This window comes from Coleofasciculus sp. E1-EBD-02 (genome assembly GCF_040218245.1).
In the GTDB taxonomy this organism is placed as follows: Bacteria; Cyanobacteriota; Cyanobacteriia; order Cyanobacteriales; family Coleofasciculaceae; genus Coleofasciculus.
In genome coordinates this window covers 1-22,446 of sequence record NZ_JAVJQN010000011.1, presented here as the reverse complement: position 1 = coordinate 22,446, position 22,446 = coordinate 1, and the positions used below count along the sequence as shown (strand labels likewise).

11 protein-coding genes are annotated in these 22,446 nt (G+C 45.1%); 6 read left to right on the top strand and 5 right to left on the bottom strand.

All coding sequences use genetic code 11. The features are described from left to right. The first annotated feature begins 104 nt into the window (after positions 1–104). The 4 genes from RIC07_RS01980 to RIC07_RS01965 all read left to right on the top strand — a co-directional run bounded on the left by RIC07_RS01980 (position 105) and on the right by RIC07_RS01965 (position 7,039). Positions 105–845, top strand: a complete 741-nt coding sequence (locus tag RIC07_RS01980) for a phycocyanobilin:ferredoxin oxidoreductase (protein WP_446393047.1) — start codon at positions 105–107, stop codon at positions 843–845. A 483-nt stretch (positions 846–1,328) separates the two neighbouring features. Continuing rightward, entirely contained in the window at positions 1,329–2,747 is a 1,419-nt protein-coding gene (locus tag RIC07_RS01975) for an HlyD family efflux transporter periplasmic adaptor subunit (protein ID WP_446393046.1), read from the top strand. A gap of 100 nt (positions 2,748–2,847) precedes the next feature. After that, positions 2,848–3,996 (top strand): ABC transporter permease DevC, encoded by a 1,149-nt coding sequence (gene devC, locus RIC07_RS01970; protein WP_446393045.1) that lies wholly within the window; start codon positions 2,848–2,850, stop codon positions 3,994–3,996. Between the two features lie 322 nt (positions 3,997–4,318). Next, positions 4,319–7,039, top strand: coding sequence for a CHASE2 domain-containing protein (locus tag RIC07_RS01965; RefSeq protein WP_446393044.1), 2,721 nt, complete (start codon positions 4,319–4,321; stop codon positions 7,037–7,039). A gap of 105 nt (positions 7,040–7,144) precedes the next feature. On the opposite strand, the gene RIC07_RS01960 is transcribed toward RIC07_RS01965, so the two are convergent. Next, a complete protein-coding gene (locus RIC07_RS01960) occupies positions 7,145–7,732 on the bottom strand; it encodes a DUF928 domain-containing protein (protein ID WP_446393043.1) in 588 nt (195 codons plus the stop codon). 491 nt (positions 7,733–8,223) lie between these two features. After that, complete coding sequence (locus tag RIC07_RS01955; RefSeq protein WP_446393042.1) at positions 8,224–13,275, bottom strand: beta strand repeat-containing protein; 5,052 nt, start codon at positions 13,273–13,275, stop codon at positions 8,224–8,226. Between the two features lie 223 nt (positions 13,276–13,498). On the opposite strand from RIC07_RS01955, the gene RIC07_RS01950 reads away from it, so the two are divergent. Next, the gene (locus tag RIC07_RS01950; protein WP_446393041.1) at positions 13,499–14,143 is read left to right on the top strand and encodes a Uma2 family endonuclease; all 645 of its coding nucleotides are present in this window, start codon (positions 13,499–13,501) and stop codon (positions 14,141–14,143) included. 26 nt (positions 14,144–14,169) lie between these two features. Here the strand turns inward: RIC07_RS01950 and RIC07_RS01945 are convergent, their stop codons facing one another. The 3 genes from RIC07_RS01945 to RIC07_RS01935 form a co-directional block, all read right to left on the bottom strand. Next, complete coding sequence (locus RIC07_RS01945) at positions 14,170–14,595, bottom strand: helix-turn-helix domain-containing protein (RefSeq protein ID WP_446393040.1); 426 nt, start codon at positions 14,593–14,595, stop codon at positions 14,170–14,172. A 247-nt stretch (positions 14,596–14,842) separates the two neighbouring features. Continuing rightward, a complete protein-coding gene (locus RIC07_RS01940; RefSeq protein ID WP_446393039.1) occupies positions 14,843–16,300 on the bottom strand; it encodes an AAA-like domain-containing protein in 1,458 nt (485 codons plus the stop codon). 201 nt (positions 16,301–16,501) lie between these two features. After that, positions 16,502–19,102: a CHAT domain-containing protein gene (locus tag RIC07_RS01935; protein ID WP_446393038.1), complete on the bottom strand. Its 2,601-nt coding sequence runs from the start codon at positions 19,100–19,102 to the stop codon at positions 16,502–16,504. 444 nt (positions 19,103–19,546) lie between these two features. Between RIC07_RS01935 and RIC07_RS01930 the strand changes: the two genes are divergently transcribed. Continuing rightward, positions 19,547–22,126, top strand: coding sequence for a single-stranded-DNA-specific exonuclease RecJ (locus RIC07_RS01930; protein ID WP_446393037.1), 2,580 nt, complete (start codon positions 19,547–19,549; stop codon positions 22,124–22,126). Positions 22,127–22,446: the final 320 nt, after the last annotated feature.

The following is a 22,446-nucleotide window of genomic DNA, read 5'->3' as shown; positions in this document are numbered from 1 at the left end:
GATTAAGATTGTGACGATCTTAACGGAATCAGAAGCTGATATCCTATATCTACATCTACCACCCGATCCTGCCTGGTTTAGCGTTAATTGTTTAGGTTCAAGGAATGTCAGTAACCACCAAGCCTTCCCTGCGAGAGCAACAACACCCCCTCATCCACCAATTAGCCGACTGTATTGAAGCTAACTGGCGGCGTTACCTGGATTTGTCGCCCTATCAGCTACCCGCTGAGTTGGGTTATGTAGAGGGGCGTCTAGAGGGGGAGAAACTTACGATTGAAAACCGTTGTTATCAGACGCCACAGTTTCGCAAACTGCACTTGGAACTGGCAAAAGTGGGAACAATGCTCGATATCCTCCACTGTGTCATGTTTCCCCGTCCAGAGTATAATCTACCCATGTTTGGCTGTGATTTAGTTGGCGGACGCGGGAAAATCAGTGCCGCGATCGCAGACCTTTCTCCAGTGAATGCTCAGCGTATCTTACCTGACATTTACCGCCAACCATTACAAGCTTTACCAACTCCTCATTTCCAAGACGTCCGGGAGTTACCAGAGTGGGGCGATATTTTCTCTGAATTTTGCATTTTTATTCGACCCAACACCCCGGAAGAGGAACACCAATTTTTATCGCGAGTAGAGAATTTTCTGCAAATTCATTGTACTCAGGCGGTTAATGCGACACCGATTTCGGCTGAAGACCAAGCAGAAGTTTTAGCGGGTCAGCATTATTATTGCACCAAGCAGCAGAAAAATGATAAAACCCGTCGTGTGTTAGAAAAAGCCTTTGGTACGGATTGGGCAGAGTATTATATGACAACGGTATTGTTTGACTTGCCATCGGTGTAATTCGTCATTTGTCATTTGTCATTTGTCATTTGTCATTCGTCATTTGTCATTCGTCATTTGTCATTTGTCATTCGTCATTTGTCATTTGTCATTTGTCATTTGTCATTCGTCATTTGTCATTTGTCATTCGTCATTTGTCATTCGTCATTTGTCATTGGTCATTTGTCATTTGCGATAATTGAACGGTTAGGTTGGGGCGGGTTTTGTTACATCAGGGTGAAAACGAAATGTTAGTAGTAAAACCCGCCCCTACAAAAGATGTTTCATCGGAACGCCTATTCTCCCCCTGCTTCCCCTGCTCCCCCTGCTCCCCCTGCTTCCCCTGCTCCCCCTGCTTCCCCTGCTTCCCCTGCTCCCCCTGCTCCCCCAACTCCCTCTGCTTCCCCAGCTCCCCCATCCTATTAGACGTGTCTTACTCCTAGCGTCTATAACTGAAGGAGGGGCGCGAATTCTAGAGATTAATCCTATTTATCTTAGGACGATATGGGGTATAAACCAGGGATGGACGAAGGACTACTTTCAAAACCAATAACTCGTTGGGCGATCGCGCTGGCTGTGGGTGGAACTCTGGCGACTGGAGTGGCGGCGGTTTACAGCCTAAATCAGACTCAACTGCGTCTAACTCAATCAAATTCACAGCCGACGGCGACACCTGCAATCGAAGCTGTAACTGCCTTAGGACGCTTGGAACCCGCTGGCGAAGTAATCACAATATCCGCTCCCACATCGCTGGAGGGCGCTAGTGTAGTGAAATCATTACTGGTTTCGGAAGGCGATCGCGTGCGGGAAAATCAAGTGATTGCGATTATGGATAACCGCGATCGCTTGCAAGCGGCTGTCGATCTGGCTAAAAAACAAGTTGAAATTGCTCAAGCGAATCTGGAACGAGTGAAAGCAGGTGCTAAAGCGGGTGCAATTCAAGCCCAACAGGAAACCATTAATCGCCTGGATAAAGAATTAGAGGGAGAAACAAAAGCCCAACAGAGCAAAATTAATCGCTTAGAAACTGAACTGAGAGAAACCACCAAAGCTCAAGAAGCCACGATTCAAGCCCAACAAGCCACCGTTAAAGGTCAAGAAGCTACGATTAGACGACTCGAGGCAGAAAAACGTAACGCTGATAACGACTTTGCTCGCTATCAGCAGTTAGCCGAAGATGGAGCTATTTCTACCTCAGAATTAGAAAGCCGCCGTTTGAGGGTGGAAACAGCCCTAGAACGCCTGAGTGAGGCACAAGAAAATCTCAGTCAACAACAGGCGAATCTAATTCAAGCCGAAGCAAACAAAGCTCAAACCATCGCTAATCTTAACGAACAGCTTGAAGAAGCCCGAGTCAACCGCAATAAAACAATCGCCATTCTAGAAGCTCGGATTAAAGAAGAAGAAGCCCGCCTAGAAGAGATTAAAGAAATTCGTCCGGTTGATATTAAACAAGCCGAAGCTGAAGTGGAAAGTACACTAGCTGCCGTTGAACAAGCCCAAGCTGATTTAGACTCATTAGCTTACGTGCGGGCTTCAGAAGATGGTCGAATTTTAGATATTAATACTTGGGCTGGGGAAACCATTAAAGAAGGGGAAGGAATTGTCGAACTGGGAAAAACCGACGAGATGGTAGTGGTTGCCGAAGTCTACGAAAGCGATATTAGCCAAGTCCGTCTCGGACAACGTGTTGCCATTCGTAGTGAAGGCAAAGCATTTGAGGAAAAACTTCAAGGGAATGTCAGCCAAATTGGACTACAAATTGGCAAAAAAGATATTCTGGATACCGATCCGGCTGCTGATGTTGATGCCAGAGTCGTGGAAGTGAATATTCGTCTCCGTCCAGAAGACAACCAAAAAGTTGCTGGCTTAACTAATTCAAAAGTTATCGTAGAAATATTCCTTGAGTCAGAGTCGAATTAGTTTACAACTTAGTCGGGACGGGTTTATTTGCATTTGGGTTATGTCAGAAAAGATAGTAGTAAAACCTGCCCCTACACAAAATTGAAAACTTAAAGCTTAAATGAAAATTCCTCTTGCTTGGTTACAACTAAGCCGCGAAAAAATCCGATTATTGGTCGCGATCGCGGGAATTGGCTTTGCTGATATTTTAATGTTTATGCAGCTTGGTTTCCGCGATGCCTTGTTTGAAAGTAATGTAACCCTACATAACAAGTTGAAAGGTGACATTTTTTTGATTAGCCCTCAATCCACTGCAACTATCGCCATGAAAAGTTTTCCCCAGCGGCGATTATATCAAGCTTTGGGTTTTGAGGGCGTTCAGTCTATTAGTCCACTCTATATGGATTTTGGCTTATGGAAAAATCCGCAAACTCGAGCAACTCGCGCCATTATGGTTTTGGGATTTAATCCAGCTAATCCAGTCTTAGAGTTACCTGATGTTAACCAAAATTTGAATAAGATAAAAATAGAAAATGGGGTTTTATTCGATGATACTTCTCGTCCCGAATATGGTTCAATTGCTCAACTATTTCGTCAAAACGAAGAGGTAACGACAGAAGTAGAAGAACGTCGTATCCGGGTGGTAGGATTATTTAGTCTAGGCGCTTCCTTTGCGGCTGATGGAAATATTGTCACCAGTGATCTTAATTTTTTGCGGATTTTTCCACGACGGGATAAGGGACTAATTGATATTGGTATAGTTCAATTACAACCCGGAGCAAATATCCAAAATGTTTTAACTGACATGAGACAGGAGTTTCCTGATGATGTCACAATTTTGTCCAAGCAAGAATTTATCGATTTTGAAAAAAATTACTGGCAAACCAGTACCGCGATCGGTTTTGTCTTCACTTTGGGGACAGTAATGGGGTTTGTTGTTGGTACGGTGATTGTTTATCAAATTCTTTATACCGATGTTTCCGATCATTTACCCGAATATGCCACACTCAAAGCGATGGGCTATACCCATCGTTATTTATTGATGGTGGTTTTTCAAGAAGCGCTTATTCTGGCAATTTTAGGATATATTCCGGGAATGGTGATTGCGTCTGGATTGTATGGTTTAACAAAAGCCGCAACTCGTTTACCAATGACAATCACCTTGACTAAAACGATGACGATTTTAATCTTGACGATTATTATGTGTTGTGTGTCGGGGGCGATTGCTGTGCGAAAACTGAAAGCAGCTGATCCGGCTGATATTTTTTAGAGGGTGAATAAGGGAAAAGTTGGTCAGTTATTGGTGGAGAAGGGCGGGTTTTGTTTTTCCGTTATTGGTGGAGAAGGGCGGGTTTTGTTTTTCCGTTATTGGTGGATAGCTAAATTTAGTCCCTAAACCCGCCCCTACAATTGTCCCTAAACCCGCCCCTACAATTGTCCCTAAACCCGCCCCTACAATTGTCCCTAAACCCGCCCCTACAATTGATTCCCTAAACCCGCCCCTACGATTGTGGCTAAACCCGCACCGACAATATAACTATAACTCTTTATTGACAAATAACAAATGACAAATGACGAATGACGAATAACAAATGACAAATTACCAAGTTGGCGGTAGTCTCAGACATGATGATCCTACCTATGTGGTGCGACAAGCAGACGCCCAACTTTATCAGGCGGTGAAAGCAGGTGAATTTTGTCATGTACTTAGCCCTCGACAAATGGGCAAATCCTCTCTCCTTGTCAGAACTAAGTATCGCCTAGAAGCCGAAGGATTCCGCTGTGGTGTTCTGGATATGACCACAATTGGGGGTGAATATACGACGCCTGTACAGTGGTATAAGGGCGTTGTTACGCAGTTATGGTTGGCGTTCAATCTGCGGGAAAAGATTCATTTAAAATCGTGGTGGAAAGAGCGAGATGATATCTCCTTTTTACAACGATGCAGTCAGTTTATTGAAGAGGCTTTGCTTGGTCAATTCTCCAGTGAACGATTAGTCATTTTTATGGATGAAATTGATCGAATCTTAAGTATTAATTTCCCCATTGATGATTTTTGGGCTTTAATTCGATTTTGCTATAATCAACGCGCTATTAATCCTGACTATAATCGGATTGTCTTTGCCTTCTTTGGTGTCGCTGCACCCTCAGACTTAATTCGCGATCGCAGCCGGACTTCTTTTAATATTGGTCAAGCCATAGAAATGCAAGGGTTTAAACTCGCAGAAGTACAACCCCTGATCCAAGGCTTAGCGGAAAAAATTAATAGTCCAGAGATAATTGTTAAGGCAATCTTGGCGTGGACATCGGGTCAGCCATTTCTTACCCAGAAGTTGTGTAATTTAGTCTGGAAAGCGGCAGAAAATACAGAACCGGAGAGGCTAGTTATCCCGCCAGATCAGGAATACAAGTGGGTAGAAAACTTAGTGCGATCGCGCATCATTAATAACTGGGCGTCTCAGGATGATCCGGAACATTTGAGAACGATTCAGAATCGCATTCAAGGAAATGGTCAACGGACAGGTAGAATGCTGGGTATTTATCAGCAGGTGTTACAAGGTGTGGAGATTGAGGTAGATGACTCGCGAGAAGTAACTGAACTTTTATTGTCGGGTTTGTTGGTTAAAAAGCAGGGAATACTCCAGGTAAAGAATAGAATATATGAACAAGTATTTAATCAAACCTGGGTAACCAAACAATTAGTTTCACTTCGTCCTTATGCTGACGCCTTCAACGCCTGGATTGCCTCAAAAAAACAGAATCAATCCCACCTCTTGCAAGGAGAGGCATTAAGAGAGGCATTAAGCTGGTCTCAAGGGAAGAGTTTAAGTGATTTAGATTATCAGTTTTTAGCCGCGAGTCAAGAATTAAATCGACGGGATATTCAGAACGCCCTCAAAGCGATTGAAAAAGCCAATTCTCTGCTGTCATCGGCGACCAAGAAAGCTAAAACTGAACCAATCAGACATCGACTGTGGCGCGGCTGGATTGGCGTGATCAGCCTTAGCACAACTACTCTGGTAATTCTGTTACGTTTAACCGGATTGTTGCAAGGTTTGGAATGGGATGTTTTGGATCAGTTTTTTCAAGTTCGCCCCTTAGAACCCCCTGATCCACGGATTGTAATTGTCACCATTGATGAAAACGATATCACTCAAGTTGGACAGTGGCCCCTCCCTGATGCGGTGTTAGCAGAGGCGATTACTCGATTAAAGGTAGATAATCCGCGTGTGATTGGTTTAGATGTGTATCGAGATTTACCTGTAGAACCCGGACATCAAACATTAGTGAATCTATTTCAGTCTACTCCAAATCTAATTGGTGCCGAAAAAGTTGTGGGCAATTCCGTGAATCCTCCTCCAAGTTTAAATCAGTTGAGACAAGTCGGTTTTGTGGATATGGTATTGGATGCAGATGGCAAAGTCCGCCGAGGGTTAATATCTGTTCAATTGGCGGATCAACTTCATCTCAGTTTCAGTTTAAAGCTGGCATTGCAGTATCTAGAAGCCCAAGGAATTAAATTCCAAGCTAAAGATCAGCATCGTTGGCAATTGGGTAAAGCCATTCTTTCACCGTTAGAGCAAAATGACGGCGGCTATGTGCGGGTGAATACGGGCGGCTATCAGATACTATTAAACTATCGTGGCGGATTAGAAAATTTTTATACCCTCTCGCTTACCGATTTACTAGAAAATCGAATTCCCGCCGAATTAAAGGATGAGAATGGGTTTACCGGACGGATTATTTTAATTGGCGCGATCGCAACCAGCCTGAAAGACTTTTTCTATACACCCTACAGTGGACATTTGTATCGCACACCTCAGGAAATGGCAGGTGTGACAATTCATGCGAATTTAACCAGTCAGATTTTGAGTGCCGCTTTGGATAATCGTCCCCTAATCCGGACATGGAGTGAATTCCAAGAGGGGTTGTGGGTTTTGGTGTGGTCTTTAATTGGTACAGTATTAAGTTGGCGGTTGCAGTCTCCTCAGAGGGTGGCGTTGGGAATTGCGATCGCGGGCTTAGTATTAGTCTCCGTCGCCTATAACGCTTTCTTACAGGGGTGGTGGATACCTGTGATTCCCCCAATCCTAGGATTAATTCTATCCGCGATCGCTCTTTCCTGGGTTACTAGCAAGCAAATCGAGAAACTCCAACTCCGTCGCATTCTAGAGTTACTCGCCCAAGACTACCCAACATCTCCGGCGGCGGTACGGATTGCCCTAGAATATCTGAAAAAGTCCGAACGCGAAAGCAATCACGCCTTGATTGAAGAATGTCTCCCGAACAGGGAACAGGAAACAGGCGTGTAGGGGCGGGTTTTACAGCTAACATTTTACTACAAACCGATAACTTAACTAAACCCGCCCCGTCTCAACGACAAATGACCAATGACAAAGGACAAATAACCAACAATCTCAATTTCCTGTAATTTGATGCGATTCAACGCGCTCAATTATGCCAGTTACAGTCGGGTCATTCGGATCAAGTGACTGTTGACAAACTAAACTAATAGACCATTGATATGGCGTGTTTGTTTTTAGATCAGGTGCATCCTCTGGTAAAGGGAAGCTAAACTCATTCCCTGTGGCTGTTGTTGGTAATGTGATGATTGTCTGGTAATCATACTCTTCTTCGTTTTCAGCATTTTTTAAACTAAAAAATACCTTCTGTGCTACCGTTTCCGGGATGTACAGTGAGAAGGTAGGACGTTGCGCGATCGTTTTATTTTCAACTGGCACTAGAACCGAAAATCCGGGTTCATCTTCCGTGGCATTATCGTTTGTACAATGACCGCCATCACGAGTTCCTGCTCCTGTTGTATCATCGGGACTGCCATCTCCAGGTGGCACAGGTGCTTGAGTATTACTCGGGTTTTTCACAGCTTGAGTTTGGGCAACTAGACGAGGAACAATCGCCAATTCTAAAGATAGTGTGATGGACACTAAAAGTAAGGGAAAATGCCAACTCAGCCAGTTTATACTGAAAAATTGAAAGGGTTTCATGAGTCTAAAATTGATAGAGGAGTCTAAAATTGATACAGTCACTCTAGGAATAGAGCCGTTTCAGTGAAGTTCTATCTGCCTGAAGATTTAACTGTTTTTTTCAGCAAGACATTCCGAAATTGCTGTCACCCGATTTGTGAAGTTGTCTAAAACTCGTATTATAACATTTAGCCAAAATAGCATCCCCCAAAAGGCAGAAGACAGAGGGACTGGCGGAGTAGGGGGAGCTAGGGGAGTAGGGGGAGAGGATTACCAATCAACAATGCACAATCAACAATGCACAATCAACAAATGACGAATAACTTATATAGCACTACAGACTCTAGTTAGGACATAAAAGAAAAATTAAAATCGCTTTGACCCTGAATTTCGACAGGACTTCGGCGTGAGGCTGATCGAGGCATTTGTGTTCACTACGATGTCGCTGAATTTCAAGAAGATTTCAAAACTTTGCAGGAAATGGATTGGTGATGATTGTTGTCAGTGACACTTCACCCATCACAAGTGTGAAAATCCATGCCAATATTCACTCGTTTGCCTTGATAGGGTTCAGCCGTAAGTATCACTGTGCCATCCTTGTCAACAACCCAACCTTGGGCTTCAATTAAAGGTTGCGGATCAGGTTGAGGACGCTGAGAATTAGTAGGAGTTGGGGATGGAGAACTCTGACTGGATAACCGTCGCGTATCTTCCCAAATTGCCCGCCCAGACAGGTATTGACTGGGAGAATGGGGAATTCCACCGCGTCCGGTGACCACAAAGCGATCGCCTGTATCCGCTGGACAGCCGGAAATGATTTGCCCAGAGGGATCAGAGAAGGTTGAGGGCAGTCCAATTAACCCTCGTGAGGGGTCAATATTCGGCGTATTAATCTCAATTGTACCGTCAATTCCTAATTCTGAACTGGCAGTAATATCACTTTTTGGGGTTAATTGGTCACTCATTTGTAACCCCAAAATCAGTTGGGTAGTAATCGTAATACTACCACCATTTCCCTCAAAGGCATTCGCCGTAATATCACTATTTTCCGACAGCACCCCCACAATAAAATTAGCATCAACTGTTAGATCTCCCCCATTACCACCGCCACTGGCTTCGGTGCCTGCACGAGTGGACAGTTGACTATTATTTCGCAAGATAAATGTCTCGGCTACTTTGAGGTTGATATTCCCCCCTTCTCCGGATAGACTCGTTGCTGAAATTAACCCTTGATCTAACAACAGAGAGCGGACATCAACATTGATATCGCCAGCATTGCCTGTCCCTGTCGCACTCACCGACACCGCCGCGCGATCGCGAATATTTAATTCACTCGTGGGACTATTAATATTGATATCCCCCCCATCGCCGGATGCGGCTTGAGTCGAGGAAGCAAATAAACCCGTACCGAGGAGAGTGCCTTGATTATTGGGATCAGAAAGTTCAATCGACTCCGACACATTCACATTTAAATCACCCGCTTGTCCAGAATCAAAGGTGGTGGTTAATACCTGCGCTCCCCCGCGTGCAACCAGCCGAGGAGAGGTTAGGGTAACATTGCCTGATGCCGCCTGATCAAACGTTCCCGAACCCAACAGCGAATTGTCTAACTCGATCCGATTTGTGGCATCAATCTGAATATTTCCCCCCCTACCTTGATTGAGTGTCGTGGTGGCAATCAATCCACCATCACGGGCAATAAAATTTGGGGTTTCAATGAAGACATTACCCGCCCTTCCTTCTCCATCCGTAACCGTGACAATTCCCTGACTAAAACTATCCAGGGTAAGCGTATCTGCAAACGCCGGACGCACAAATTGCTCTTGCAAGGCATCAAATCCTGCCCCAATAACTTCAATGGATTCGGAAGCGCGAATCTGAATATTCCCACCCTTTCCAGAACGTGATGTCGAGGCATTAATTCGACCGTTATTCAGTTGCAGACTTTCTAGATTCAGTCGAATAGTACCCCCATCTCCGAAACCACGGGTTGCTGATGTGATCTCTCCCCCTTGTTGGACAATCAATTGTTGGCTAGTAATGTCTATATCGCCAGCATTACCTGATTCATTCGGCGAAAATAAATCCGTGGCGATAGAACTTGAAAAACTGCCATCCGCCGATTTCCCAATCACTTCAATCAACTCAGCATTCTTAATCGTCACTTGTCCCCCATTGCCATCTGCTCCGGTATTGCCGAGGACACCAGCACCATTGCGAAGGCTCAAGTTACGCACATCTAAGGTTAAGTCTCCGGCATTTCCAGCACGCCCCGTAGACGTGCTGATCAAAGCCCCGTCTGTAAGGGAAACGTTCTCCGCATTTAAGGTTAAATCCCCAGCATCTTCACCCAAGGTTCCTGTACCGATACCGCCCTCTCCTTGTAAAACGATATCTGTTGCATTAACGGTTAAATCTCCCCCCTCACCCTGATTCACAAACGTAGTAATTCCGCCACCGTCGCGAATAGATAATCGCCCGGTATTAACTGTTAAGTTGCCAGAGTTCCCACTACCTAAAGCTGATGTGGAGATTCCTGTATCTCCTTGCAAGGGAATTTGAGCCAATTCAACAGGATTGGGATTAAACGCACCGGGTTGATTTCCAATGATTTCGACAGACTCCGTGGCATTAATCGTGACATTTCCGGCATTACCACTATTGCTTGGATCAGTATTAGAACCAACCCCCACGGGGAATTCAATTGTTGTCTCCGGATCTTTGATAATCGTTAACTGACGGGTATTTAGAATCACATCTCCCGCATCAGCAGAACCAGACTCAACAAATGTACCAATATTACTATTACGAATGACCACATCATCGGCAGCATTGACCTGCACCATTCCCCCTTGAGTCTCATTCGAGGCAAAAGCGACAATCGGCGCATCTTTGACTTGCAGTGATTGAGCAGTAATTGTAATTCCCTGAGCCACACCAGACCCCCGGCTAATGGTTGAAATACCACCGGTTCCAGTTACCCCTAACAACCCGCCACTGGTGAGTGTAATTTGTCCTGCTATTCCTTCCAGAGATCTTGAGGTGATATCGACACTCACACTAATGTTTCCGCTAGCATCAAGGGAAATATCTCCGGCTTGATTGATACCTTGGCTAACCAGCGCCGCCGTGGTTGCGATCGCGCCATTTTCACTTTTGAGGGTGATATTCCCCCCAGCTATTTCTCCACTTGAATCGATATTCCCATTCACACTCAGATTCTCGCTCGCCTCAACAGAGATATCACCCGCTTGATTGCTACCCTCGCTAACCAGAGCCGCCGTGGTTGCGATCGCGCCTTTTTCACTATTGAGGGTAATGTTCCCGCCGATTTCTCCCCTTGAACTGATATTCTGGTTAACACTCAGGTTCTCGCTCGCCTCAACAGAGATATCACCCGCTTGATTGCTACCCTCGCTAACCAGAGGTGCCGTAGTTGCGATCGCGCCTTTTTCACTTCTCAGGCTAATGTTCCCGCCTATTTCCCCCCTTGAACTGATATTCCGGTTAACACTCAGATCCCCGATCGCATTGAGTGAGATATCTCCAGCTTGATTCTGGGAATTGGCAATAATAGTTTCCATCGTCGTTAGGGTTCCAGCAGCATCAACAGAGATATCACCCGCTTGATTAATACCCTCACTCACCAAAGACGCCGTAGTTGCGATCGCGCCTTTTTCGCTATTGAGGGTAATGTTCCCGCCGATTTCTCCCCTTGAACTGATATTCCCATTAATATCAAGGTTCTCGCTAGCATCAACAGAGATATCACCCGCTTGATTTCTGCTATCGCTGATCAGCATGGCGGAGGTAGCGATCGCGCCATTTTCACTTCTCAGGGTAATATTCCCGCCTATGCCTTCAGTTGAGGTTGAGGTAACATTCTGATTAACATTCAGATCACCGCTAGCCTCCAGGAAAACACTACCCCCTTGATTGATCCCATCGCTGGTCACAAAATCCGTGGTCGCGATCGCCCCATGTTCACTTTTAATGGTGATATTACCGCCATTGTTCGCCACGACATCCCCGCCAATCGTTCGTCCAGTATTTACAATTCCTGTGGTGACATTACCCAAGGCAAACAAAGTAATATCACCACTGCTGCCGCTATTGCCTAAAACATCGGCGCTGCTGATTGTACTATTGACGGTGTTAATTTGACTGGTATCAGCAAAGGTTCCGGAGGTAATCTCGATTCTCCCACCCAGGGATGTCAGAGTAGAATCGGGATTCATTAAAAACTGAGCGACTCCAGCATCCCGTTGAGACGCGATCGCGTTTTCGTCATTAATTTTGGCAATAAAGTCTCCACCAATCAGAAAGATTAGCTGACCATTAGCAATAGTAATCGAACGTCCTGCTTGTAACGTTAGACTATTGCTTGATGGGCTAAATGGGTTAATCACAATACTCTGGTTAACGGCAATATCATTATTTGCCTGTAATGTGACTGAGTTAGTTGCGAGAGCTGAAACAATGGTATCAGCCTTAATAATCGATACCTCTGTGGGATTTGTTTCAAAGGTTTGCCCATCAGCGGAGTCAATTCCATCTGCTTGAATCCAAATATTTTTTGGGTCGAGTAACAGGGTTCCCACCTCTCCCAAAGGTGCTGTGGTATCCACGATTCCGGTAAACTCTAAATATCCGCCGGATACGTCCACAAACCCACCATTGGATTGAGGCGTGTCACTCGCACCACGGGCGGTAATCGTTCCTTCAAATTGCGTTGTTTCATTGCCCCGAATAATTACGCTACCGCCATCCCCCTGATTCAGAGAATCGGCTTGAATTTGCACGTTCTCAGCAATGGTTACTTGTTCCCCTTGACCAATAGTGACGCTACCGCCACCTGCAAGAGAAGACACATCAATTCTGGCAGTTTCTAATAACTGAACCTCCTCACCGAATACCTGAATCGTACCGCCGGGAGCGGTCAATGAACCCGTACTGATTACTCTATCTCCCGCTAGCGTCAAGGTTTGTCCTGTACCGACGCTTAACTGTCCCTGATTGCGAATTTCCGCTTGCTGTTGACGCAGGGCGTCTAAAAATAAGACACCGGGTTGAATCGCCAACAGTTGACTGTCTTGGGGATTAGTCGCCCGAAACATGCCATCGTCTCCCAACTGAATCCCATCAGCGGTACTAGCAACAAAAGAACCCGCGACATCTAATTGGGCATCCGCACCAAAAAGAATGCCATTGGGATTGAGTAAAAAGAGGTTAGCATTGCCATCAACGCCTAAAGTACCAAAAATATTTGATAGGTTATCCCCTGTAACCCGCGTTAGGATATTGGCGATGCCATCCGGATTGGCAAAGTAAACCTGTTGGTCTAAATTAACGTTAAACTCGGTAAAACTATGGAACAAGTTACTCCCACGCTTTGCCCCACCTTCAATTAAGTCTCGCGCACCTTGGGGACTAACGATAGAGTTTTCTGTGCCTAACGTATTATCGGGGATTAACTGAGCCTGAACCGTCGGATTGAAGAGGGTTAGCCAGATTAACGGCAATGTCAACGTCCGCCCCTGTTTGAGAAACTTGATTATCTTCATCAATCCTAACCCCCTACTTCTCGCCAACCCCAACTCTAATAATACTCCAAGAATGGAAAAGAACAAGGGCAATGGAGAAGGTAGAGGGATGGGGGACTCATCTTCGGGATTTGCTGAATTAATCGGGAAGCTCTACTATACAAGGGGGAAAGCCATTTTTCACCCAATAATTACTTTCGTTTTTACACCGATACAAAAGGGATGATTTTGTCAGGAATAGGTGATGACAACAGCTACGTTTGAACTAGGCGAACATCGGGTCATTCTGTCAAATATCAGTTGGCAAACGTTTGAGCGGTTACTTGCAGACTTAGGGAAAAACCGCTGCGCTCGTTTGGCTTACAATGACGGAGTATTAGAAATTATGACGCCCTTAGGACCTCATGAAAATAATAACCGCTTTATTGAAAGCTTAATTGGCGCGATCGCGGATGAATTAAATCTCAACCTCAAACGGTTTGGTTCTCTCACTCTGAAGCGAGAAAAACGGCAAAAAGGGGGAGAAACTGACTCCTGTTACTACATCCAAAATGAACCCAAAGTTAGACATAAACAAGAGATTGATTTGGCGAATGATCCGCCACCCGATCTAGTCTTAGAGATTGACATTACCAGTGGTTCTATGGATAAACTACCAATTTATGCCGCGATTGGTGTACCCGAACTGTGGCGTTATGATGGACGTAAACTCGATGTATTTGTTTTATCTCCAGAATCAACGAGTTATCAATCTGTGGAGAAAAGTCCGACGTTTCCATGGCTATCTTTAGCCGCAATTCCTCGGTTTATTCGGCAAAGTTTAGCGGATGGAGAAACTGCAACATTACGGGCGTTTCGGACTTGGGTGAGAGAACAGCAGTCGGATTAGAGATAAAAGGCGATCACACTCATTAATTAGAAATACTCCGCAGAGAACTGAAGGAAATAGTTTTGTGCTTCTTTGATTAAATTATAGTAGCTTGAGTTGGATTTAAAATTGATCCCATATTTCTCCCTTAAATAACATTTGATATTCTCTAACCCCTGGTTTTCGCCTTGGGTTAACCAATTTATCACATCTTGCTTCTGCTGTTTTGTCAAATAACCACTAGAGCCTTTGTAAGATAATTTAAGCCCTTCTAGTCCAGATTCTTTAAACCGCTTATTCCATTTACTGATAAACCCATTCGATACATTCAGTAAATCAGCAATCGAGTTATAATTCAATCCTTGAAGAGTTAATTTAACCACCATCGCTCTTTTTAACTCTCTTGGCTCTGAATTCTTTTTAATCCACTGGTCTAAGACTTGAATTTGTTTTTCTATATGTTTATCTTCCATATAGGATTTGATTCAATCACTACAGCTTTAAGTTGACTAAATCAAGAATAACAGTTAATTTTGAATCGAAACATACAGAAAAATTCCTAAAAATTCACGACTTTATAATCAGCCTTGGACTGGACTGCACAATTCGTTAAATTTGTCAATATATAAAAAGTGGTAATTTTGGCGAAAACTTCGTCAATTCTGATTCTTATCTCCAGACGCACCATGCATGGCACATCCAGAACAGGTTCCTCTGCGGTTACTCACTCTCACTGCCTGCGTCTTGACACTTGATGATGCGATCGCGAAAATAGTACCGATACAAATCACAACTTAGCCTCACCTGGTTTCCTTCAAGATTCACCAGTCCCATACTGTGCAGCTTAAACCCTTGCACCTGTTCCACCTCAATCGGTTCAGTGGTGCTAAGAACTTGGTTAAACGCCGTCGCCAGTTGAGGATTATGTTGCAGCGTCCACAAATGTCGATGCAGATGGTTGGCATAAATTCCCGTCTCCGTTGCGGCTGTTTTCAGGATCTCCTCAAAGGTGAAATCCTGTCTAGCTAAATGGTATAACGTCAGCCGTACCAGATAAGGATGACCCCCCACAAGTTGCATAAGCTGAGTAATTTGATTGGCTTCTAACCTCAATTCATGACGCCAAGTCAAATCTTGCACCTGTTCCCAACTCAGGGCTTCTAAATCAACGCCTAACCCGACATTAAACGGAGACTGATTGATATCTAAAGGCACATAGACTTCGGTTGATTGGATGAGTATCAGGCGTAACCGTTGCCAAATTGGATCAACTTTAGCTTGCTCATGCCAAGACCGCAATAGGGTGAGAAATTCTTGGGCAATATTCACCTGTTGAAAAACTAGGCTCAATTCTTCTAAAACCAAGACAATCGGATTATCAATTTCGGCTAAAATATATTCTCGAATATAGAGAGCGCAGCTCATCTTACTGCCCAAATCTTCATCCCAATAGTCATTGAGCCTCGACTTTAATTTTAATTGGCGAGTCAAGCTGGCACATAACCAGCGCAACATCTTATTTAAGTCGCTAATCACCGTTTCTTCGACTTGCTGAAAATCTAACACGACTGTTTTATAATTATTGGCGATACCACGACTGAGTAAGCGATTAACTAACGAGGTTTTGCCAATTTGCCTCGGTCCTTTAATTCGGATCAACGTGCCAGGTTTAAGCAGTTCCCGATAACATTGGGCTTCGTAGGGAACTCGCTCGATATAAAAGAGAGAGTTTAAGGGAACACTGCCATCGGGCAATTCCAGGTCAACGGATGGCAAGATAGTCTGATCCGATGGTAAAATAAGCGGATTGGGTGAGTCATTCAGGTCATCTGAACAATCAGAACAACCTGTTTCTATCGATGATAGAGTGTTATTAATAACAGTTTGAAATTTAGGTTGATTTTGATCCAGCAGTTGCCGTTCTAGGGCAGAGCGAACAGTGGTCTTGGTTACTTTTTCCCCTAGTCCTTGGGACAGCAGTTTCCATAACTGAGGCGCAACCGATTGCTTAATATAACTTTCCGAATACCCCAACTCGTGAGCCATTTGGTCATAGTTTTTCTTCGTCTCTTGCCATGATTCCCGCAGAATGAACCGTTGAAGATCATTCAGATGCTGCCCAGTCTTGGTATAGACTAAGGCGTCGGCTAATTCTACAATGTCTGCACTTGCGCTCATATCCGCGATCGCTAATGAGTATCATCCCCCAATTCTAATCCTTTATCGGACTCAGAGGAATGTTATAGCACTACGCACTCTAGTTAGGACATATTAAGAAAAATTAAAATCGCTTAATCCCTTGTCAGGTAAGCCTTTATCTTCACTATTGCCTATTGCCCATTGCCTATTGCCCATTGCAAGAAAGCCTAGCGCGTAGCGCTATAACCAATTCCCCACTAAAATAAAAGGTGCCCAGTAGTAGGGATGTTTGTATTTATTTTGCCGGAGTAGAAATAACTGAGCTTGTCGTAAGGCTTCAGCCCGATTAATATCAGGTTTAGTTAAATTATTATACAGTTGGATCATCGCCTGAGCCGTTGATTGATCTTTGACTGACCATAACGTACCAATGGTACTGCGGGTTCCCGATCGCACGGCTAATCCCGCTAATCCTAACGCCGCTCGTTGATCGCCATTTGCGGTTTGACACGCACTGAGAACCAGGAGTTCAATCGGGGGAAAATTGTCTTGGTTTCTACCTTTAAGGAGTTGAGATAAGGTATTGGCATTAAACCGTTTATCCCAGGTGAGAATAAACGTATCTTCTGGGTTAGAACTAAATTGACCATGGGTAGCTAGGTGAACCACACTCACTGGAAGTGTGTTAATTTTGTTCTCTAAGGCGGTGCTAGTAAAGGCTTCATTTAACAGAACATTGGATGGAATATTTGTACTCACTTGTTCAATTTCATTTTTCACAGCCGGTAACGCCGAAAATCCTAGACGGGGTTCACTTAATCCGCCAGTCAGAGAACGTAGTTGTAGTTGGGTGAGCGATCGCGGTTCGAGTAATTGTAACCCTGGCGTTAAGGCGATACTGTATTTCTCGATTAAATACTGTTCACCATCATGGAGTGCCGCCATTGGCACATTCCGCAACACACCATCGAGAACAAAGACTAAAGTTTTAATATCCTGTTGGGCTAACTGAGTTTCTATTGGTCGAATCAACCAGTCATAAATGGTTTGAGATATCGTCAGCCGTTTGCGGTTGGAATAGGCGATGTTCATCGACTGTCGCAGTTGATTCACCGTCTGTTCAATCTCAGCTTGAGGTAACTCGGTGTTGTAGGTTTCTAAGGGTTGTCCAGGTAAGGAAAGAATCACCGCGATCCGGTCAGGTAAAATAATCGGATAAATCACCGCTGTTTGAGTATCGCTGTCCTCAATCACGGAATCAATTTGCTCGGCTTTAGCATTTAAGCAGGAGGCACGAAAGTAGTTCTCCAATTCGGCTAACTGTAGGGATTCAATCACATTACGCGCCTGCTTGAGATTATCGGGTGAGGGACGTTCTAACAAGAGACGGACTAAATTCCGGTAGATGGGTTCAATTTGTTCTTGAAACGAAAACTGCACATCGGGGTTCATTGCGACTAAATCTTCCCGAATCGATTGTAGCAGATTAAAGGCGTCTTGATTCGCAGTAATCGCGGCGTTCAGGTCTCCAGTTTGCTGATAAAGTTGGGTTAGTTGCCATTGCCATTGATAGGAAATATCTCTGGCGTTAATGGTTTGGGAAAAGAATAGGGCTTGTTGGATTAAACGTTGAGCTTCTAACCCTTGTTGGTTGGTTTTATAGAGTTTTCCCAGAGTTCCTAGAGCCAAGGATTCAGCGCGGATGTCATTTAATGCTTTAGCTTGAACAATGGTTTGGGCGAGGAGTTGAGCGATGTCTTCTGATGTGATAGATTCTGGAGAATATCCCGCTGGATTGTCTAGGAGTTCGATTAAACTTTCTGCCCAATTCACCTGAGCATAGATCGCATATCGACTGGGAGATAATTGGGAGAGATTGTGCTGAATTGGGGTAAATAAATCTTGGGCTTGATTAAACTGCTGTTGACTAATCAGTAACTTAAATTGGTTGAGTTGGGCTTCGAGTTGGTTTAAGGGATTGGTTGCCGTTTTTGCCGCTTTATGGTAATAAGTAATAGCCGCGTCCCTATCACCTAACACTCGTGCCGTATTTCCCAGATTCAAGAAAGCGGCGCTGATATTGGCGGGGGAATTGAGGGTTTGCGCGATCGCTAAACTTTGCTTGAGGACGTTTTGAGCCTCGTCTAATTCCCCAATCGCTTGCCAAACCATCCCTAGGCTGCGTAATCCGGTGGCTTTAATCAGCGAATCCGGCTGTAGGGTGAGGGCTTTCTGTACCCGTTCTAAGACTTGCTGCGATCGCCGAAACATCCCCAAGCTTTGTAAGGCTTGCGCCTGATTGATTTGACACCCCAATACACCGATAGCATCATCAGCCTGGGAGTAAGCTGTCTCGGCGGCTTTCCAGATTTGCAACGCGGCTTCCGATTGTCCGGTTGCCAATTGCAGACTGCCTTTGGTATTTAATACTTGTGCCAAGAGTGCAGGATCGGTGGGAGTGGTTAGGAGGTTCAGACTTTCCTCAATCGCCGCCTTTGCCTGTTCCCATTGTCCCAAATGTTGATAGGCAAGGGACAGATAATTTAAACTGATTGCCTGGTTAGTGCGATCGCCTGCTTGTTGGTAAACCTGTTCCGCCGTTTGCCAAGCCAGTACTGCATCAGCAAAGCGTCCCCGATCATAGTCAGTTTTACCTTGGCTTAATCGGCTTACTGGATCAAGAGATTGAGCCAGATGAGAGTCCTGTTGTATGATATCCGACTGAAGGAGAGTCGAGGCATTTCCCAGGACGACAGGAGATGCGATTATCCCCACAACAGTTAACCAGGCTAATCCTAAAAATAGTAGTCGTTTCCTCGCACGTTTTCCCAACCATCCCATAGATCCCATCCTGAATTTAAGTGCCTCAATCAGAGCAAGTTTTGTTACCCTTAAACCTTTATCCTACTCGGCGAGAAGACCTCGCCCATACTTCGTATGCTCTCATTAAGTTTTCCCTTTTTCTTGGGTAAAGGATATTTACTATGAGCAATTTCTCGCACCTTTTTCCCTATTCCTTTTTTGTCTTTTAGTTTCGCTGCCTGCCTTTTTTAAAACTTTCTTTGTTTGAAAAGCCTATTAAGTTATGTAAACACCCCTCCAACCCTTACATAAACGTAGCTTGCTTCTCGCGAAGCGAGTTCTCCACCGTTCACATTAATTGTCCCCACCTACTTAATTTAAAGGCGTGACCCCTTATTTCCAGCATAAAACAAGCTAAGATTTTCATACGGGCGTTGTTTCAACTCACGCCGTCGAACCCTCAACCGTCTTCCCCTCCGACTTATGCCTCAACCCCAATGGCACGTTCAACCCTCTCCAGATGTTCCCCAATGGTTCCTCGATGCGGTTAAATCCTACGCCCCCGCATCAGAAGGATATTACGCCGCCCAATTATTATGGCAACGCGGAATTCGGGAGTTAAATCAATTAGCTGGATTTATTAATCCCGATTTATATCAACCCGCGAGTCCCTTTGAATTTGGTCAGGAAATGAAACGGGCAGTACAGCGATTGCAACAAGCGCGGGATAAGGGGGAAAAGGTAGCGATTTGGGGAGACTTTGACGCGGATGGAATTACCGCAACCAGTGTTTTATGGGACGGATTGGGGCAGTTTCTACCGCAGAATCAACAACTCGCCTATTATATTCCCAATCGTCTCACCGAATCTCATGGTTTAAATTGTCCGGGAATTGATCAACTGGCAGAATCGGGAACTCAACTGATTGTCACCTGCGATACAGGCAGCACAAATCTCAGCGAAATTGACTATGCGTCTCAGTTAGGAATAGACATTATTATTACCGATCATCATACCTTGCCAGAGGAGCGACCGAACGTCGTTTCGATTATTAACCCCCGCTATTTTGCCGAAACCCATCCCCTGTTTCATCTCTCTGGTGTAGCGGTAGCGTATAAATTAGTTGAGGCACTGTATCAAATATTACCCGATATTCCCCAACAACCTTTAGAGGACTTATTAGATTTAGTAGCAATTGGTTTAATTGCTGATTTAGTCCAACTGAGTGGTGATTGTCGCTATTTAGCCCAACGGGGAATTCAAACGCTACAGCAACAATTGAAAACCCGCACCCGTCCCGGTGTAGCTAAACTTTTAGAACTCTGTCAGCGCAGTGGCGATCGCCCCACGGATATTTCCTTTGGCTTAGGTCCAAGAATTAATGCAGTCAGTCGGATTCAGGGGGATGCGTCTTTTTGTGTGGAATTATTAACCCGTCGCGATGAAGCCTATACTCAAACCTTAGCGTTAGAAACCGAATTAGCCAATAGTCGCCGCAAGTCCTTACAGAAAGATATTACGGAACAAGTTAAACGGAAACTGGCACAACTTGACCTTTCCACAACCTGTGTTATTGTCCTAGATGATCCCCAATGGTCAGCGGGAGTTTTAGGCTTAGTCGCGGGTCAAATTGCCCAGGAATATGGACGCCCGACAGTTTTATTAAGTACAGGTGAAGAGTGGGGCGGTGAAGGTGCAGAGGAGACAAAGGAGAAAGGAGAGTTAACTCAACATTCTGTTAGGGCGGGTTTTGAACAAAGGTTATCACCAATAGCGCAACGAAATTCCCTAAACCCGCCCCTACACCCTCAAAACCAGGTTCCCTACGAGGGTGGCGAAGGTTCAACACTCAACACTTCGCCAATTGCCAGAGGTTCTGCCCGTTCAGTGAATGGAATTGATTTGTATGAATTAGTCCAATCCCAAGAACACCTATTACACCGATTTGGCGGACATCCCTTTGCCGCCGGGTTAAGTTTACCTGTAGAAAATATCCCCTTATTTAGCGAAGGGATTAATCAAAAGTTACGCCAACAACTTGCCGCCCAAGACGCCTTGTTAGCCCCAGTGGTTACCGCTGATATTGTCGTAACAGTTGCGGCTTTAGGCAAACCGTTATTCCAGGAACTTAAACTATTAGAACCTTGTGGTATGGGAAATCCAGTTCCAAAATTTCTAATTGAAAACTGTTGGTTTGAATCAGTTTGGAATCGTAATACCCAGGACTTAAAGGGAAAAAAGGTACAATATATTAAAACCGAATTAGAAATCTGGGATGATTCCACAAGTATGGGATTTCCAGGTATCTGGTGGGGACATTATCGCGATGAAGTTCCCAAAGGTCGATGTAATGCGATTGTAGAACTGGACTATAATAACTTTAAAAAACGTCCCGAAGTGCGCTTAGTCGCCGTTCAATCGGGGGATAGGATTTCCTCGTTTAATCTTCCCAGTCAACTGGATTGGATTTTAGATTGGCGCGATGGAATGCAGGAGGATAGCGAGAACCTGCTGTCGATGTCCAATCCTTTGACGCCACCCACCTTAGTGGGCGAACCAAGGGAAACGCCCACACCTGAACCCATTGATCCATTAACCGTTCGTGAATGTCCCACCAGTTGGGATGAATTGCAACTCTGGTTTAGACGGGCGATGCAAAGCGAACGAAAATTAGCGATCGCGTATCCGCCACCGCCTCAACTCTCATCCCGCCAGGTTTGGGAAACATTAGTCGGACTCGCTAAATTCCTCAGTCGCACCGGGAAATCCGCTACCCTAGGGCAATTGCAAGACAAGTTAGAATTAAGCGATCGCACCTTACATCGGGGACTCACCGCCCTTTCTGGGTTAGGATTTCAGGTAACTCACCAAGGCGGGTCAATCCAAATCAGTGGGTCGATTGGGGAGTGGGATGGAGACGCGATCGATCCAACCACAAAAGAAAGCATCCAACTCTTTTTATCGGCTGTCGAAGAAGAACAATTTTTGCGTCACTATTTTTATCAGGTTCCCTTATCCACCATTCATGGAATGTTAGCGCTATCAACAAATAGGAGCTGCTGAATAAGTGCTGTGGTGAGGGGAAGCGGGGGAAGCGGGGGAAGCTGGGGAAGCTGGGGAAGCGGGGGAAGCCGGGGAAGCTGGGGGAGCGGGGGAAGCTGGGGAAGCGGGGGAAGCCGGGGGAGCTGGGGAAGCGGGGGAAGCCGGGGAAGCGGGGGAAGCCGGGGAAGCTGGGGAAGCGGGGGAAGCCGGGGGAGCTGGGGAAGCCGGGGGAGCTGGGGAAGCGGGGGAAGCGGGGGTACATTTTTCCTGAGCAAGGTGATGCCATACTTATGAAGAATACTACCCGATTTCCTTGAATCAAACCCTCTGTCAATAAAGCT

What these genes read in the sequence shown, in the direction of transcription:
- RIC07_RS01945 (WP_446393040.1), bottom strand. Translation starts at nt 14,595, where the DNA reads ATGGAAGATAAACATATAGAAAAACAAATTCAAGTCTTAGACCAGTGG.
- RIC07_RS01950 (WP_446393041.1), top strand. Translation starts at nt 13,499, where the DNA reads ATGACAACAGCTACGTTTGAACTAGGCGAACATCGGGTCATTCTGTCA.
- RIC07_RS01975 (WP_446393046.1), top strand. Translation starts at nt 1,329, where the DNA reads ATGGGGTATAAACCAGGGATGGACGAAGGACTACTTTCAAAACCAATA.
- RIC07_RS01930 (WP_446393037.1), top strand. Translation starts at nt 19,547, where the DNA reads ATGCCTCAACCCCAATGGCACGTTCAACCCTCTCCAGATGTTCCCCAA.
- RIC07_RS01935 (WP_446393038.1), bottom strand. Translation starts at nt 19,102, where the DNA reads ATGGGATGGTTGGGAAAACGTGCGAGGAAACGACTACTATTTTTAGGA.
- RIC07_RS01960 (WP_446393043.1), bottom strand. Translation starts at nt 7,732, where the DNA reads ATGAAACCCTTTCAATTTTTCAGTATAAACTGGCTGAGTTGGCATTTT.
- RIC07_RS01965 (WP_446393044.1), top strand. Translation starts at nt 4,319, where the DNA reads ATGACAAATTACCAAGTTGGCGGTAGTCTCAGACATGATGATCCTACC.
- RIC07_RS01980 (WP_446393047.1), top strand. Translation starts at nt 105, where the DNA reads ATGTCAGTAACCACCAAGCCTTCCCTGCGAGAGCAACAACACCCCCTC.
- devC (WP_446393045.1), top strand. Translation starts at nt 2,848, where the DNA reads ATGAAAATTCCTCTTGCTTGGTTACAACTAAGCCGCGAAAAAATCCGA.
- RIC07_RS01940 (WP_446393039.1), bottom strand. Translation starts at nt 16,300, where the DNA reads ATGAGCGCAAGTGCAGACATTGTAGAATTAGCCGACGCCTTAGTCTAT.
- RIC07_RS01955 (WP_446393042.1), bottom strand. Translation starts at nt 13,275, where the DNA reads ATGAAGATAATCAAGTTTCTCAAACAGGGGCGGACGTTGACATTGCCG.